Source organism: Microcoleus sp. PH2017_05_CCC_O_A (genome assembly GCF_020738785.1).
Lineage (GTDB): Bacteria > Cyanobacteriota > Cyanobacteriia > Cyanobacteriales > Microcoleaceae > Microcoleus.
The window spans coordinates 1-17059 of the sequence record NZ_JAEQCB010000109.1; the positions used below are offsets into that span (position 1 = coordinate 1).

Consider the following 17059-nt stretch of genomic DNA (forward strand, 5'->3'; position numbering starts at 1 on the left):
TGTAAGGCTAACACTGCATAATTTCAGCCCAAAAGCGTTTGGCTTCCAAGTTTTCACAACTGATAAAAAAATCCGACCCACATCTGCGGAATGTGGGTTGTAAAATCTGTGAGGACTTTAGTCCTCGGGGTGCATCTGGCGCAAGGAAGAGGGCGAAGCATGACCGCATATAAGTTATTAGTTATCATCTCCTATTGTCTGCGGTCATGCTTCGCCCCTACCGATATATTCGACTTGCGTGAGAGGCACCCACTCCTCGGAAAAAGCAGGACTGAAGTCCTCACTACAAACCTTATACAATCTGTTCGTAGTGAGGACTTTTGTTCTCGGAAAAAGCAGGACTGAAGTCCTCACTACAAACCTTGTAAAATCTGTTCGTAGTGAGGACTTTTGTTCTCGGAAAAAGCAGGACTGAAGTCCTCACTACAAACCTGTTTTTTAGCCCGTATTCCGCATCCCGGCGGCAATACCATTAATCGTCAGCAGAGCTCCCCGCAACAACTCACCCTTGCTGTAACGCGAGTGAATCACACCGGGTACTCCGCCAGTACCATGTTGCCGCAATCGCTTCAGCAGTGAAACCTGCAACAAACCCAAAGGCACAATTGTGGCATTTCGTAATTGCACAGAACGCTGAAGCGATGGATCTCCATCCAACAAACTCTGGTGTCCGGTAATAGTTAAAACCAAATTACGAATCAAGTAGAATTCGGCAGCAATTTGCTCGAATAAAGCCTTAAATCGCTCTCTGTCTGCCGGTAACGCCAACTCCCGCACGTAGTGTTCTGCAATCTGCAAATCCACCTTCGATAATGTCATTTCTACCTTGGAAATTACCATTCTAAAAAACGGCCATTTCAAGTAAAAATACTGCAAAAGTTTCATGTGTTCTTCCGGTTCTTCCAGCAAATACTCTTGTAAAGCTGTGCCGACACCATACCAAGAAGGCAGCAAAAAGCGGCTTTGAGTCCAGCTAAACACCCACGGAATTGCTCGCAAACCGCTGATGTCTTTCTTCCCGCCGCGACGGGCTGGGCGAGAACTAATTTGCAACTGACTGATTTCTTGAATCGGGGTAACGTGGTGGAAGAAATCTACTAAATCTGGCTGTTCGTAGATTAAATTACGGTAGTGCGATCGCGATTTCGCCGATAACTCTTCCATAATCTCGTTCCAAGAGTCGATGCCATCGAAACCTGTATGCAGCAAACTAGCTTGAATTACCGCCGCCGCCACGGTTTCTAAATTGTAAAGCGCCAACTCCGGCAAAGAATATTTAGAAGCCAAAACCTCGCCTTGTTCGGTAATCTTAATTCGCCCGCTGATACTCTTTCCGGGCTGAGCCAAAATCGCTTTGTAAGCAGGCCCGCCGCCTCGCCCTACCGAACCGCCACGGCCGTGAAAAATTCGCAATTCTACTTCGTGCTTTTCCGCAACCATTTGCAAAGCTTTTTGAGCTTTGTGAATTTCCCAATTGCTGCTGAGGAAACCCGAATCTTTATTACTGTCCGAATAGCCCAGCATCACTTCTTGCAATTTGATTTTTCGGATTGGACAGTCTAGATTTTGTTCGCTTGGTTTGGCTGTTTCTTGGGCGTATCCTCCGGCTAATAAAGCCCGATAAACTGGCAGTTCAAATGCCTCCTGCATTACTTTTGGCGCTTTTTTCAAGTCTTCCACTGTTTCAAACAATGGGACTACTTGAATGCTGCTAATTCCGGTCGCTGGATCGTAAAGTCCTGATTCTTTTGCTAGCAACAAAACCGCCAGCATATCGCTGAGGTCGTGGGTCATGCTGATGACGTAGGTTTCGCAAATTTCCGGGCCGAACTCCTGGTGCATTTGCCGCAATATGCGGAAGGTATTAATTGTCTCGCAAGTTTTGGGAGAAAATGGCAATTCTGCGGGAATTAATGGGCGGCGAGTTTGCAGTTCTGTTGCTAGCCATATCACTCGATCGCCTTCAGACATTTCATTGTAAAGCTTGGGCAAAATTTGCAAGTATTCAGCAATTTCGCTCAAAGCGTCGGAGTGTACTGTTGACTCTTGGCGGATATCTAGGTAAGCCAAATTAAACCCGTAGATTTCTACTTGGCAAAGCAGATTTTCCAAGTCCCGACAGCTTAAACCGGTTTCGATTAAATTGTGCTCGATGAGCTGCAATTCGGTCAAAAACTCGGTTCCCGATCGATAAAGGCCGCTCATTCCGGGATGTTCCGATAAGGCTTCGCGCTCCCGCTGCAACTCGTCTCCTTTGTAGAGGCGCCAGTTGCGATCGCGCGTATTTTCCAGTCGCTGGAGTACGTAGGCGAGTTTCAACCGATAGGGCTCTTGACGGTAGCGGATCGCCCACTGCTCGTAAACCTCGGGAAATTCTGATTTGTCGCGATCGAGCGATTCGAGCAATTCTGGCAATACGTCGCTCCAGTGCAGCGACAAACTCAAAAGTTCGTTCAACCGCTTCACCGCATTGATGTACTTGCACAGCACTAAATGGCGTTGATAGCAAGCAGTTTGCCAAGTAACTTTTGGGGTGACAGAAGGATTCCCGTCTCTGTCGGAGCCCACCCAAGAACCGAACTTGCAAAAATTGTAACTAGGTGGTTTCAGGTAAGGGAAAGAAGCGTGCAGCGCTTGCTTTAAGCGTTGGTATAGCTCGGGAATAGCATCAAACAGCACTTCGTCGAAGTAGTGCAGGGTGTATTCCACCTCGTCAAGTACAGTCGGTTTGAACTGGTGCAGTTCGTCAGTGCGCCACCAAAGGCGAATTTCTTCCATGAGTTGCTCTTGGAGAGCCGCAGCTTCCCAGGAAGACACCGGGTAGGGGCTTTCTGAGTCGGCCCCGAGTACCTGAAATTTCTCGTCAACTTGGTCTAGCTTTTGGAGAATCTTCGCCATCCGCCGCTGCTTGGTGCGGATCGTGTTGCGGACAATTTCCGTCGGGTGGGCGGTGAATACTAAGCGGATGTCTAACTGATCGATCAAGCGCTGGATTTGCTGGCTGGGTACGTTCAAGCGCAGTAGCATCGGGAACAGTTGGTGAAATGTTCCGGCGTCTTTGGCGATCGCCTCGCTGCTGTCTACCTTGCTCAGAGCTGTTTGGGCCGGGCCTTCCCTGTGCCGCGGGCGATCGGGCGCATCCGTTGCTTGTCCCGGCAGCTTAGCAAACATCCGCCCGCCAGCATCGTTACTGCCAGTGTAAGCTAGCTGTTGGTCTCGCTGTTCGTAGTGCTGTTCGACAATGTTGATTAACTGAAAATATAGTGCAAAAGCACGAGCGGCGCGGATGGCGGCGTTGAGATCAAGCTTTTCGATTAGCTGTAGGACATTCGACTCGCGAAAGTGAGTGGCTTGTCCCTCGGCCGAATTGACCGATCGCATTTGTTGGAGCAAATCCACCAATTCCTGCCCGCACTCCTGTCGCAGCACCGATTCCCACAAGTCCTCTACTACTTTGAGGCGATTGCGTAGAAACAGGTCTGATTTTGAGTAAGGGGCAGAATGGGGAATAGATGGTGTATCAATAGCCTGTTCTGAAGACTGGAGGACTGAACTCATCGGGCTGTTCCTCAAATAGCTGCGGGTGTCTAGAAAATTGTATTGTTTAGTTTCACCTAAAACATTTTTATTTGCAGTCAAATTTGAGACATCTGATACAATTTGCGATTTGTGCTTGCGGATGACTCATGACGATCGTGCTTTGGACTACCGGGCCTGCCTTTCCTGGTGTTTTGCAACTAATCTTGCGATGCGAAACCACTGATGGAGAAGCTGGAAGCAAATATAAATTTTAACAGCACGGATTCTATCGGCTGTCAAGCTTTTTGGTCAAAAAATTTAGCGTTGAACTGGCCTTGAGATTGCTACTCCTGTGACTGGGGAAAGTTGAGTACCGGGAGGCGCGAACCCCGAAAGACTTCTTCGCTTTCAATGCCGATCGACCCAACAAACTCAGCAGCAGCTTTTGCCGCCAGCAACCCGCCCAGCATGGGTAAGGCGGCCAAGCTCAATAAAATATCTGAGGGAATTGGCAATTTTGGACTGTGAGGTGTTTGATTTTTGGGCAAGTCTTGGTTTTCCGAGGACATAAATTTCTCCTGTTTCCATCTGCAATCTTCAGTTTACAGGCTAGCCCGGGTTTTGTTGCCTCGTTGTACCCTAGATTGGAGCAAGCTCGGGTGTTTTTCCAAGAATTGGTGGCGTGTGGATCGCGCGTAGAGTCGATCGGGCTGAAATAGAAAAATTAGGTCAAAACGGGCGATCGGCTATTTGCAAGATGTTGTTGCCTTGACTGAAGAAATTAATGCAATCCACAAAGAAACCTCTGGGCCAATTTTGCTCCGGCCTGGACAAGTTGGCACGATTCTGATGAGCTTTGACGATCGCGCTTATCTAGTATATTTTGCCGATGCTCAAGGCAATACCTATGCAATGGAAACTGTTCCTTCAGAAAAACTTATGCAACTTGTTTATGAGCCATTTCCTGCCTACGTCTAGCCTACAAATAATACTTTATAGAGTATTGAGCAAATTCTCGAAGAATTGCCAGACTTGGAACTTGACGATATTAAAGCTGCGCTTCTCTATGCAGTCCGCAAAATCGATCATCCCGTTTTAGCCGCATGACAATTTGATCGTATCAAGGAAGTTCTGACAGCAACACTCCTACTACCGAGCATCCCCAATCAAAATCAGGGGGCCCCACATTGCGGGAGGATCCTTGATGTGGCTGAGTTTAGCTTGACGCAGTGCTTCGGCTTTACTCATTCCCTGGTTTAAGTTTTTGTAGAAATGCACCATAATATCTTGGGTCGTTTTGTCCTCCACATTCCAGAGGCTAGCAATCACAGATTTTGCCCCAGCGCGTTCAAAGAGGTACGCAAGTCCGGCGATTTCTTCCCCGTTGGAGTTAGTTTGCAGGGCTGTTTGGCAAGCACTGAGGGTAATCAAATCCACTTTTTCTAACCCCAGCAAAGCAGCATCTGCAATGTTAAGCTTTTGCTCAGCAAACAGGAGTGTGTTTTCTTCCATATCTAAATTCGGACATCCACCCTTTTGAAAACAGCCGTGGGTTGCCAAATGTAATCGGGAGAACTTAGGAGCCAGAAGTTTGAAGTCTTTTAGCGTCGCTTTGTCATGAATCAGTGCTTTACTTCCGGGTGAAATTTCAGCAATCTGCTTGACTTCTGTTTCAGCATCAGCTAGTGCCTGCTTCCCAGTTGGAACAGGATTTCCAATCGCCAAAACTTGTTTAGAAACAGGAATATTCCCTTTAACTGCCAGCGTACGAGTTGATAGGCGAGTTAGGTAGCTGATTGGATACTTCTCAATTAGGTATTCGCCCTCAATTAGGTACTCGCCCTCACGAGTATTACAACTTGTATCAGCACATCTAAATAAGGCTTCAAAGGGAATATAGCGGAGTTTGCCGCTAGGGATAATACTCAATTGTTTGGGATTAGTGCTTTGAATCTCTGCTTCAATTGGTCGAATTAGCAAATTGTAGAGTTTTGACAGATTACTAATGTATTCATCATTGCGAAAATCCGAGATTTGGGAATAGGTTTGAGAGAGGATAGCCTCAAATTCTGCCGGGATAGGAATTTGTTTAACTGCGCTTAGTCCTTTCTCTCGGCTCAGCACAAAGATAGTGATAGTATCGGGCAACCCTTCTGCTGTAGTAGTCAGGATGGGATGGATCACTACAGTTCCCGCCGGAATCGATGATTTTAGCAAGTTAATATCCGTAACCTTGGTTTCAAACAACTCGGCAGCTTCAGGAAAACGGCTGTAAATGCCTTCCGCTTGCTGAATCGTCTGTGCTTCTAGTTCACTAATTTTACGGTATAAATCTTCTGAAGAATTGATATTTAACTGTTGTCGTAATCTTTCAACCTGTTGATGGTTTTGATTCCATGCCTCAATTTCCAGTTGAGCTTGGGGATTCCTCACTCTCGCATTGATTAATCGGGTATAGTCTGCCAACTCAGCCGTAGCCACTAGATTAATCCACTCATACGCTTTATCCGGCTGCTTTTGCTTCAGTAAAAGTGTTGCTAAAGTTCCGGTTATATGCTGAAAATTCTCGGAATAGGTTCGGCGAACCTGATCTTGTTTGTTGCGCCTTAAGCCACTACGGAGCTTCAACAGAATATCCATACTATTTTCTATGTAAGAAATCGCTTCTTCGGAACGATCTTGATTTCGATAAATTTCGCCCATACCAAAAAGTATTGCAGCTTCATCAAGGCGATTTCCTAGTTCACGTCTGATCAGTAATGCTTGATTTAAAGCTTGCAGAGATTCTTGTGGCTTTTTTAGAGATTTGTAGCTCACACCAATTATCATTAGAGCTTGGCCCTCCAAAGGGCGATTACGAATTTCTCTAGAAATGATCAGTGCTTTTTGAGAAGACGATAATGCTTGTTGTAATTGTTCAAGTTTAAAGTAAGCTCCAGAAATTAAAATTAACGTTTCAGCTTCAGCAGTAGGAATCCCGGAGTCTTTAAAAATTATCAAAGCTTTGTTCAAACTATCTAGGGCTTCTCTCGGCTTCTCGTTAGCCAGATTGATCAAAGCAATAGATTTTAGAACAGTCGCTTGCTGTAAGGGATTTCTGCCTTTTTCAACAAATGCCGATGCCTGGTTAGCATAGTCCAAGGCTTTCTGTGGCTGCCCTAAAATTAAATAGACTGTGCCAATAGAACTTTGCAACATAGCCATTCGGAAGGAATCATTAGACTTTTGAGCGAGTATCAGTCCTTGATTGAACGTATCCAGAGCCTCTTGAAATTGACTACGGTTGAAATTAGCCACACCCATCCCAATGAGTGCATTCACCTCTTCAACCTTGTCCTTCGCCTGCCGAGCTGCCGATAAAGCTTGATTCAAGGCATCTAAGGCATTTTGAGTCTGGCCTAAATTTTGGTAGTTAAATCCAATGAAGTTAAGCACTTCAGCTTCTTGAGAGCGGTTGTTTGTTGCTTTGGCAATTGATAACGCCTGGTTAAATGAGTCTAAAGCTTTCTGTGGCTTTCCTTGAAGAAAATATACAGAACCAATTCCTTTTAACGCTTTAAATTCTTCTTCACGGTCTTGTACCTCCTTCTCTCGACTGATTGGTAAAGCTTGACGAAAGGCAGTCATGGCATCTTCTAACTTACCAAGATTAATGTATGTTTCACCAATATCATTAAGAACTTCAGCTTCGCTTGAGCGATACTTAAGCTCTCTGAGAATGGCAAGAGTTTGAGTGTAGTGCACTAGAGCTTGATTGTACTGATTTGTCGCTTCATAAACCCAAGCTAAATATTTTAAAATGTAAACTTCTTCAGTACGATAACCAAATTCTTTAGATAATTTTAGGGCTTGTTTTAAATAGTCAACCGCTTTCGTATATTGATCAACTCTGTAATAGCGAAGTCCGATCCCTTTGAGCGCTTTTGTCTCTTTTTCTTTGTCATTAATACTCCGAGCAATGGCTAAAGCTTTTTCATAAATTTTGATAGCCTCAAGCTCATTGCCTTGATTGACCTGTTCCTGTGCTTGATTAAGAAGTTGTTGGACTTGTTCACTCTGTGAATTATGGTTTTGCCCCATAATGGGTTGATTAACTGACTGTACAAGCAACGGAGCGACACTGATAGACAATGCTAGCAAAATGTTGAGAGACCTGTTCATTCACAAATCCTATTATTGTTTAAATATGCCGAATTGGTGTAGATGCACCAGATCATTTAAAGCTAGCGACGAGCGTATGGTGTTACCTTAACCGTCACTCTTTCAGTCGAAGTAAACATAATTTCATCGACTATGTAGTCACTGGCTATTGCCATAGATACGACCCCGCGTAATCGTTGTGGTGGTAACACACCACGCAAATCTACTGTTATCAAACCCTTTTGAGGATTTAAAGTTTGAAACGCACCTAAAGGTACTTTTTCCCAAGGCGGTGGCGTTAGTAGTTTTTGATTCTCTCCCCGAATTCTGCGGTTTCCGTCATTGGAATATACCAATGCATCCCGCTTAAATTCCACTCGCTGTACTTGGGAAATTTCCACTGACCTCGAATCTCCGTCACGAGAAACTTCAAGAGATTTTGAGTTCAATCCAGTCACCTTTCCCGTCATTGAGACCTTATTTTTCAAGTACACAGTCGCTTCTTCTGGCAATGATACAGCAATTACTCCGTCTACTGCTTTTTGTACCTGGGCCAGTTTCACTGCCTGTGGCATCACTGGGTGCACCTGTGCAAACCCGATGCTCACTACTCCTAAACCAAGTATCAAAGCTTTCAAAATAGCACTAGCGTGCATACAAAAGTCTCCTGTAATGAGCTATAACCAACGTAGCTTTTGAAATTTACCATGTCACCTCAGCCTCAAGACCCGATCTCACCACTTGCTGCTTTTGCCGGATTCATCGGAATCTTTGGCATTTTTTTATACTTTACAGGCTGGGTCTACCGTTGGGCTTACTTTGGCTTCTTTGAACTCGAAGTGACCACCCTGAACCTTCCTACAGAATCTTTCCTCCTAGTACCCATACAAGTAATATTAGGTGATTTAGAGAAAATTTTCCAGGCATTGTTAGTAGCAATTATTACAATATTGCTCATCCACTTGAATTTGTGGTTGGTTCAAATTCCTAAACTATCAAACCAACCAACTGGCAAAAAGGCATCTCTCTATTTGTTGGTTGATAAGGTTCACAAATCTTTCCCGCTAAGACTCCTACGCAGGTTGACGAATCTTTTCCCCGATCCGTTCCGGCGTGAGCTGATCATCGTTGCCTGGATCTTGGCGGCTCTGTTTCAGCTTGCTCAGTGGCATGGTACTGCTGACGCATTTCGGGACGCTGTAGACTCAACCTCTACTCAACCAATGGTAACTTTGGTTAGCCCTAGCGACAAACTAACTCTAGGACGTAACCTAGATGACTTGATCACTGATCCTTCTCTCAAAGGTTCCCGAATTATTGGAGATGTCAAGCAATTTGAAGCGATTCGTGGACGAGAAACCAATAACACTTCCCAAAATCGTGTTTGGCGACTACTAATCGAAAACGGTAACTGGGTTTACCTGTTTCCTGCCATGCCACGGGATACCAAGCCTGATCAACATCCACCTTTGTTGGCAGTAAACACTGGAGATGGGCGAGTCCAACTACTGATTTTGAGTCGTCCGAAGCGTAACCCTTGAATCGATCGCGCTCCTATCTTTTAGAAGCCATCTAATCCAATTGAAACGTTTGCCAGAACGAATTCAAGCGGCTTTGATCGCGCGTGCTGCGGAAATTGAATATCCGATCGCAGCAACGATCGAAATGGCGATCGCCAGTTTTCAAGGGCACAGAAGCATTAGGTTTCGTAGATTGCAAACCAGGACGCGGGCAGTAAAAGCGACAAGAGGTGTCAAAGTTTACGCTATACTTCCTTAACGCACCCTACAAGAGCCACGTTAAGCTACAAACAGACAACAGAGAGTCAACCTACGCACAAGGTTAATATCAATGATTGCGATCGCCCAAAAAACCCTTTCCTTCGAGTAATTTCTCAACTGGGATGACGACTCCGGCAGGTCATTCGAGCTAGTTAATGGAGTTGCCATGCCCCTGAATGAACCCACAGCCAAACATGAAGATGTCGTTGGTGGGCTATGTCGTCTCTTGGTGGATCGTTGCCAATCCTTGAACCTTCCCTACATTCCTCGACAAAGTAAACAAGTCAGATTGAACGCTCCCCCGGGCGAATGTGAATCGAGATGACTTCGCTTAAATGCAGCCTAATATGTGCCAAAATACGGACGAAATGTGCTATCTCTATAAGACGAAACCAGCCTTGACGAAATTTAAAGTCCCATGTTGAATGCGAACGGGAGTATATTGGCAGACAATCGATCGCCCGCATCGCAGTGGGCGCAAAAAGCTTTGGGACTGCCCGAGGTGCAGGTACAAGCGCGTTTGCGCGGAAATCACCTGCATATTTTGTGCGAAGCGCAATTGTGTCCGTCTCAGGAATTGGTGACGGCGAGATTTAAAAGCGCGATCGAACAAACTGATTTAACGCGACTCCTGCCCGATCGAACTAAAATCTACCAGTTGTTTCTGTGCGGCCGCAAACTCGGTTCCCGACAAAACGACTGGACTGTCCGGCTCGATTGCAGTGGCAAACAGCGACAGCCACAGCCACAGCCACAGCGACGGGAACCGGAACCGGAACCAAAAGTTTCCGAAGTGCCACCACTAGCGAGTCCCCCCGACAGCGAACCGCCAACAAGTCGTAAAAAAGGCGGACTCTTCGACAGATTCAAAAATGAAAACCGCAACCTCAAACTAAAAGCAGCACAGGTAGAAACCCCGGCACCAATGCCTCAGGTGCGGGAAGAAATGGATTTTGATACTGAAAGTTTCCCCACGGCCTCCCGGATTGAATATCCAGAAGTTTTTGAAACTTCCCCAGTGACGATCGACACTTCGGCAACTCGGGAAGCTTTCAGTCCCCCCGTTTCTGCGCCAGCACCGCAAACATCCACGCAGCAGCAGGCAAGTCGCGGCGCGGTGGCTTTGATTCAATCCCCCGAAACAGGCTCCGGTGACAGTGATGGCGGCGGCACTTTGACCGTTTCAGCGGAAACTTTGGCGCGGCGGGGCTATCCAGATGCGATCGCCAGCTATCTCAGCGAAATCCTCGGGCCGATGGGTGTTTCGGTGAAAGTCAGCATTCGCGAAAAAGAAGTCAAAAGCAGCCGGGAAACCCAGCACCCAAATGCGCCAGAACTTCTCAAGTCCAAGGAACGGCGGCTGTTAGTGCTGTGCGAGTCAGCTTACAGCCCCGAACCCTCCTTGCTAGCAGAACCGATCGCCGCTAGGCTGCGGAAACTGCAACTAGAGGACTTCCGGGAAGCTGCGATCGGCAGCCAAGTTGCAGGCGAATCGAAGCCAGACTGGGTGCTGCGAGTCGATTTGACGCCACCGGACACAATCCTCAAGGAATGGGCCCGCTGGGGAGACGTACAGTCGATCGCCAAACTGCTCAACCAACACCTGGCGACATCAACAGTCGAAGTGCGAGCCACCCTCAAAGAAGCAACTCTGCACCTGTTTTGCAGCAAAACAGTCACAAAAGGACAAAAACCCAAACGACAAGAATACCCTGACAAACAGCAAACCACCGATGCGATCGCCCCTTTGTTAGCATCCTTCGCGCCCCAAGGCATCCGCGCAGCTACCCTCTACGGCGTAGAACCGGCCAGCGACAGCACAACCGAGCCGGAGTCGCCGGTGTGGATTGACTGGATAGACTTACCAGCAGCCCACCACCCCGACTTAGCTCCAAACCCGAGGATATTGGCAGCCGAGGGCGACCAATTAGCCTTGACTTTCTTGCTCAACAGGTTTCTCAATCCCAATCTCAACCGCAAGCTGGAAACCGGAGGGATTCGGGCTGTGGCGCTGCACAAAGCCAACGTGCTCCATGTCATGACTGAAGCTCTGAGTTGCCCTGCTCAGTCGAAGGTAGGCCCGCCGGTGGCTAAATTCTTGCGGCAGTTACAAATTCCGGGAGTGGCTCTTGTGCGAGTCTACGGGCGCCGCGCCGGTCAGAAAATGCCCCTGTGGCGCTACGGTATCGATCTCAAAATGGCGGTTGACGGGGAATTAGCACCAACAACCGCATCGGCTCCCTCGCAACAGGCTGTCTTGTCTAAGGAAACGGTGCCGGAGTTTGCGCCGTCGGTGGCAGATGGGAGTTTTTCTGCTCTGGGCGATAATTTGGTGTTCGATGCTCCCGCACCCGACTCCTCGCGGCCGCGCTTCAAAATTAGACTCCCCGGTTACCAGTTGGGCGAGCAGTTGGTTCAAGCTGTGGTGCAGCCGCTTGTTGCTTCGGGTTTGTTTGTTCCCAACGACGCTTTGTCAATGAATGCTGCTGCGCCGGGAGGCGTGAGAGCCGATCGCGCGGCGGGAATGGCTTTGATTTGGGCGATCGCCGGCTGTCTGATCACCTTCAATACCGATTGGTTGCTGGGTCTATTTCTTAAATCTGCGACGGTTAGTCAAGCTCCTAGAGCCTCCGAAGTTTGCAACGGCCCAAATTGTCAAAATTCATCCCCCAAGCCTCAGAGCGACGTTCAAGCCTCTCTCACGAATCCGGATTCTCCCTCTCCCTCTGGCTCTTCAGTCCCGATTCCCGAGTCTCAAGAAGTGAATTTGCCTCAAATTCCTTTACAAGCATCGCCGTCCGCGAGTGAAGAAAAGGCTTTCAACGGTTCTGGGTTTACGAAACCGGGAAATACTAGCGTTCCTGTAGCTGATGTTTCGGCTGCTCCGGTGTTTCCGAGTTTGAGGAGCGAGCAGCTTGACGAGCAGATTGCGCGCTACCAAGAGTACATCCGCCAGCACAAAAAACCGCCGGATATTCTCATAGTGGGGAGTTCTAGGGCGCTGCGGGGCATCGACCCGGCGGTGTTGGAAACGGCTTTGGCTGCTGGAGGCTATCCGGGGCTGAAGGCTTACAATTTTGGGGTGAACGGAGCTACTCTGCAAGTGGTAGATTCGATCGTCCGCCGGATTTTGCCACCGCAACAATTGCCGAAATTACTGGTTTTGGCGGACGGGGCGAGGGCTCTCAACAGCGGGCGGCCGGATTTGACTTTTAGTGCGATCGCCTCTTCCGAAGGTTACAGACAATTGGCTCGGGGTAGTTTTCTGATCCGCACCAATCCATTAGAATCCCCAACATCTAAGGAAACTGCCAAAAATCCGATCGCGACTGCTGGTGAATTGGTGCACAATTTGGAACAAAGTCAAGCGAATGTTCAACAATTTCTGAGTCAAAAGTTGGTGGATAGTTCTGCAACTTACAAAAAGCGCGATCGGCTGAAAGGATTTTTGCGATCGATCGCGAATCCAGCAGCCCCTGTTGTCACCGAAAGCCCCCAAACCGCAGCCGACGACGATAAACAAACCACTGAAAACGCCCAGCTAACTGCTGCGGGTAAAGCACCCAGCGAGTTTCAACCAAACGGCTTTTTGCCGATCGACATCCGCTTCAATCCCGATACTTACTTTCAGAAACACGCCAAAGTATCTGGATATTACGACACCGACTATCAAGATTTTAAATTGACAGGGGAACAAACTGTAGCGCTCAAAAACATGATCGAATTTACCAAAGTTCGCAACATCAATCTCGTGTTTGTCAATATGCCTCTGACTGCCGATTATTTAGATCCGGTGCGGACAGGTTACGAACAAGAATTCCGGCAATATATGCAACAATTAGCAGCTCAAACCGGACTAATTTTCCGAGATAATAGTTTATTGTTGCCCCAAGCACGGGAATCTTTTTCTGACCCAAGCCACCTCAACCGTTATGGTGCTGTTGCAGTTTCCAAGCGCTTGGCTCAAGATCCGATGATTCCCTGGCCTGTGAAGAAGTAGAGAGGGGGAGAGGGGGAGAGGGAAGAGGGGGAGATTGGGAGAGGGGGAGATTGGGAGAAGTTGTAAGCTAGTGGGTATCTAGATTGTCTGTTATGTTCGATGGAGATAGCGGGGAAAATACTCCTAGACGCACGCAGATTTCAGAAACCGGGTTTCTACGAATGTTTCTCGTGACTCGTCGTAAAATCTCGTAGAAACCCGGTTTCTAGCCCCCACGGCAGATTTCAGAAACCGGGTTTCTACGAAGATTTCTCGTGACTCGTCGTAAAATCTCGTAGAAACCCGGTTTCTAGCCCCCACGGCAGATCTCAGAAACCGGGTTTCTACGAATGTTTCTCATTACTAAACGCAAAAATCTCAGAGAAACCCGGTTTCTAGTCACCACCCTCGTCAAGGATAAAACTATCGCTAGCTGTTGTTAGAATTTAAAGGATTTAAATCTTATTGTAAAGGCGGGTTCAGCAATATTAATGATTGTTATTTCAATCGTTAATCCTGGGATGCGACTATCTCAAAACACTTCTTTCCTGCAACTGGACACTGAACATGAAAAGATTATTTTTTTCGGAAGTTAGCAGAAACAAACTGATGAAAAATCCCCGCAAAAATCTGCCTGTAATATTTTTTATATTATCTCTAGCATTTTTCCTGTTTAGTTTGTATAAAGGTTTATTTTTACCTTTTGCTTTATCAACTCCGCCGCCCAGCAGCGAACAACAACCTTTGCAACCCTTCGAGCAAGTTGTCAAAGACGCGCAAAAGTTTGAAGGACTGTTTACCCTTTACCGCAATCTGGCAACTAATAAAGTTTATCTAGAAATTAAACCGCAGCAACTGGATAAAAAGTTTCTGTGTTTCGTCACATTGGCATCAGGTTTAGGGGAAGGGGGAATTTTGAGCGGATTGCCGATCGGCGATTTCTTGTTTCAACTGCGGCGAGTCCAAAATAACGTCGAGTTTGTCATACCGAATATCTATTTTCGCACTCGTCCGGGCGACCCGCAAGCGGGTTCGGTGGAAAGGGCATTTAGCGAGTCGATTCTCTATTCTTTACCACTCAAAAGCCTTCATCCGCAAAGGCAAACTCTGCTGATAGACTTAGGCGATTTGCTGATGAGCGAAAAGCGCGACTTACCGGGGGTTAAAGCGATTTTGCCGGCGATTTTGGGTGCTGCTTACTCGATCGATGAAGACAAATCTTATTTTAAAGATGTGAAAGCGTTTCCGCTGAATGTAGAAATTGCTTCTATTTACGGTTTTTCCAGCGATAATGACAGTGCAGTTAACTATTTACCTTCGATTCCTGACAGTCGGGCTTTTAACCTCCGCATTCACTACAGTTTCTCGGAAGTGCCTCTCAATAACGGCTACCGCCCCAGACTTGCAGACGAGCGAGTCGGCTATTTTCTGACAGCATATAAAGACTTTTCTGACAAGAGCAGTCGGGAGCCTTTTGTGCGCTACATCAATCGCTGGCATTTGCAAAAGCAAATCCCGACGGCGCCGATGTCGCCTCCGGTGCAGCCGATCGTCTTTTGGATTGAAAATAATGTCCCTCTAGAATACCGCAATGCAATTCGCGATGGCATTTTGGAGTGGAACAAATCTTTTGAAAAAGCAGGTTTTACAGAGGCAATTCAGGTCAAACAAATGCCGGACAATGCTAAATGGGATCCGGCTGATGTCCGCTACAATACTATTAGGTGGTCGAGTTCTTTTGAGTCAGATTTTGCCGGACTCGGGCCGTCTCGCACTAACCCGCTAACCGGGGAAATCTTGGATGCTGATATTTTGTTGGATGCTAATATTGTCCGGCTAATCAAACAGGGATATCGGTCTTTGGTAGAACAAAATCGATCGCTAGCAAAGAGTTTTCAAGGCCGAAACGGCTCTAATACCAATCCCTGTCAGTTCGGGATGTATTCTCGCTATTTGCCGATGCTCGAAAATGCAGATTTAGGCAAAAGCAGCGGGGAGAATTCTCCGGGTGGAATTGTTGATGATTTGCCCACTTTGGTGGAAAGATATCAAGAACAAAAGCGATCGCCCTTATCGCGGTTGATGCTGAGTTCGGATATGTGTTTTGGGTTGGAATCGAGCCGGCAATTTGCGATCGGAGCAATGTCGATGTCTCTGCTGGACAATGCAGCGCCTAGCAGTCCGGTACTCGAGAATTATGTTAATGATTATATCCGAAATTTGACTGCACACGAAGTCGGTCACACTCTTGGTTTGAGGCACAATTTTCACGGCAGTACAATGCTGCAACCGGAGGATTTGAACAATACTCAGGTAGCTCGCGCCCAAGGTATGGTGGCGTCGGTGATGGATTACCTGCCGATTAATTTGGCACCGCAGGGAACTGTACAGGGCGATTATTATCCGACGATTGTAGGGCCTTATGACGATTGGGCGATCGAGTACGGTTACAAAGTTCTTGGTGGCGCCAACCCCAACAGCGACTTACCAGCGCTGCAACAAATTGCCAGTCGCGCGGGGGAACCGCAATTAGCTTATGCGCCGGATGAGGATACTGTTGACAATCTCGATCCCGCTGCAAATGCCTTCGATCTCAGTAACAATATGCTGAGGTACTCGCAATGGCAATTGGATAATGCTAAGGCAATGTGGAAGCGTTTAGAAAAGCGAATTCCGGTTGGGGAAGACGGTTATAACGAACTGCGGGTGATGTTTGATTCGGTGTTCGGGTATTATTTTCAGCAGGTGATGAATGCTACTTTGTACGTCGGCGGACAGTCGTTTAGTCGGATTCGCCCGGGAGATGCGAAGGGAAAATTGCCGTTTGTGCCGATCGAGCTTTCGCAGCAAAGAGAAGCATTAGCAACATTGGATAAGTACGTATTTGCAAGCGATGCGTTTAGTTTTGCGCCGGATTTGCTAAATAAATTAGCGCCTGCGCGCTGGGAGCACTGGGGAAGTCCGGCTTTGGTGTTTCCTCTAGATTACCCGATCGGCGATCGAATTACTTTTATGCAGCGATTTGTGCTGCGAGTGTTGCTATCTCCAGTGCGGCTGGCGAGACTGCGGGATGCGGAGTTAAAATCTGCGCCGGAAAGCGCTTTGAAATTACCAGAATTGTTCGATACTTTGCAAAACGATATTTGGAAAGAGGTTTTGCAGCCGTCCAAGAAGATGCAAATTTCGACTTTTCGGCGATCGTTGCAGCGGGAACATTTGGCGATTTTAATCGGAATGGTGCTGCGAAAAACCAGTACACCTGAGGATGCGCGAATTTCTAAGGTTTTGAATGCACAGATTCAGTCGAATTAATATGGGTGTCCAGAAACCGGGTTCGGATCTTAGTATTTTTTTGGCAATACAGAGTATTCTACAAATAATTTGCTAACACTAAACTTCTGTCATGGCAAGAATTTGAGCGATCGTCAATACCAACTGAGGAAACGTTGGAGAAACAATAATGGCTTCTCCTTGATATCGCAGCGCCTGATATTCACCATCGATTAAGCGGTTGATTGTCACTGTAGACTGTTTTGGAGAACCAATATACTGAACGCCTCCCAACCCTGCATAATCAACAATCCAATACTCCAGGATTCCTAAAGTTTCATACTCATTCAATTTGATGCGGTAATCATCC

The 17059-nt window shown here is 47.1% G+C and carries 10 protein-coding genes and 1 pseudogene; 6 read left to right on the plus strand and 5 right to left on the minus strand.

The genetic code is table 11. The features are described 5' to 3' along the window. Positions 1-438: 438 nt before the first annotated feature. The gene (ppc, locus tag JGK20_RS23050; protein ID WP_293193959.1) at positions 439-3558 is read right to left on the minus strand and encodes a phosphoenolpyruvate carboxylase; all 3120 of its coding nucleotides are present in this window, start codon (positions 3556-3558) and stop codon (positions 439-441) included. A gap of 305 nt (positions 3559-3863) precedes the next feature. Beyond that, a complete protein-coding gene (locus tag JGK20_RS23055; protein WP_293232291.1) occupies positions 3864-4088 on the minus strand; it encodes a hypothetical protein in 225 nt (74 codons plus the stop codon). Positions 4089-4269: 181 nt separating this feature from the next. Here JGK20_RS23055 and JGK20_RS23060 point away from each other — a divergent pair, with 181 nt between their 5' ends. Both JGK20_RS23060 and JGK20_RS23065 read left to right on the plus strand, forming a co-directional pair. Beyond that, complete coding sequence (locus JGK20_RS23060; protein WP_293232293.1) at positions 4270-4497, plus strand: DUF4926 domain-containing protein; 228 nt, start codon at positions 4270-4272, stop codon at positions 4495-4497. Between the two features lie 21 nt (positions 4498-4518). Then, positions 4519-4626: pseudogene (locus JGK20_RS23065) on the plus strand (DUF433 domain-containing protein); the annotation flags it as partial. Positions 4627-4668: 42 nt separating this feature from the next. Here JGK20_RS23065 and JGK20_RS23070 read toward each other — a convergent pair. Then, entirely contained in the window at positions 4669-7680 is a 3012-nt protein-coding gene (locus JGK20_RS23070) for a CHAT domain-containing protein (protein ID WP_293232295.1), read from the minus strand. 62 nt (positions 7681-7742) lie between these two features. Then, complete coding sequence (locus JGK20_RS23075) at positions 7743-8315, minus strand: hypothetical protein (RefSeq protein WP_293232297.1); 573 nt, start codon at positions 8313-8315, stop codon at positions 7743-7745. A 39-nt stretch (positions 8316-8354) separates the two neighbouring features. On the opposite strand from JGK20_RS23075, the gene JGK20_RS23080 reads away from it, so the two are divergent. The 4 genes from JGK20_RS23080 to JGK20_RS23095 all read left to right on the plus strand — a co-directional run bounded on the left by JGK20_RS23080 (position 8355) and on the right by JGK20_RS23095 (position 16731). After that, positions 8355-9200, plus strand: a complete 846-nt coding sequence (locus JGK20_RS23080; protein ID WP_293232299.1) for a hypothetical protein — start codon at positions 8355-8357, stop codon at positions 9198-9200. Between the two features lie 40 nt (positions 9201-9240). Next, positions 9241-9438 carry a hypothetical protein gene (locus JGK20_RS23085; RefSeq protein WP_293232301.1) on the plus strand — a complete coding sequence of 66 codons (198 nt, stop codon included), beginning with the start codon at positions 9241-9243 and terminating at the stop codon, positions 9436-9438. 420 nt (positions 9439-9858) lie between these two features. Next, the gene (locus JGK20_RS23090; RefSeq protein WP_293232303.1) at positions 9859-13440 is read left to right on the plus strand and encodes a hypothetical protein; all 3582 of its coding nucleotides are present in this window, start codon (positions 9859-9861) and stop codon (positions 13438-13440) included. 588 nt (positions 13441-14028) lie between these two features. Next, a complete protein-coding gene (locus tag JGK20_RS23095) occupies positions 14029-16731 on the plus strand; it encodes a zinc-dependent metalloprotease (RefSeq protein ID WP_293232305.1) in 2703 nt (900 codons plus the stop codon). 78 nt (positions 16732-16809) lie between these two features. On the opposite strand, the gene JGK20_RS23100 is transcribed toward JGK20_RS23095, so the two are convergent. Then, positions 16810-17059 (minus strand): Uma2 family endonuclease (locus tag JGK20_RS23100; RefSeq protein ID WP_293232307.1); only part of this gene is annotated, 250 nt, incomplete at its 5' end.

Coding starts and splice junctions, on each gene's coding strand:
- JGK20_RS23055 (WP_293232291.1), bottom strand. CDS start 4,088: ATGTCCTCGGAAAACCAAGACTTGCCCAAAAATCAAACACCTCACAGT.
- JGK20_RS23070 (WP_293232295.1), bottom strand. CDS start 7,680: ATGAACAGGTCTCTCAACATTTTGCTAGCATTGTCTATCAGTGTCGCT.
- ppc (WP_293193959.1), bottom strand. CDS start 3,558: ATGAGTTCAGTCCTCCAGTCTTCAGAACAGGCTATTGATACACCATCT.
- JGK20_RS23095 (WP_293232305.1), top strand. CDS start 14,029: ATGAAAAATCCCCGCAAAAATCTGCCTGTAATATTTTTTATATTATCT.
- JGK20_RS23090 (WP_293232303.1), top strand. CDS start 9,859: ATGTTGAATGCGAACGGGAGTATATTGGCAGACAATCGATCGCCCGCA.
- JGK20_RS23075 (WP_293232297.1), bottom strand. CDS start 8,315: ATGCACGCTAGTGCTATTTTGAAAGCTTTGATACTTGGTTTAGGAGTA.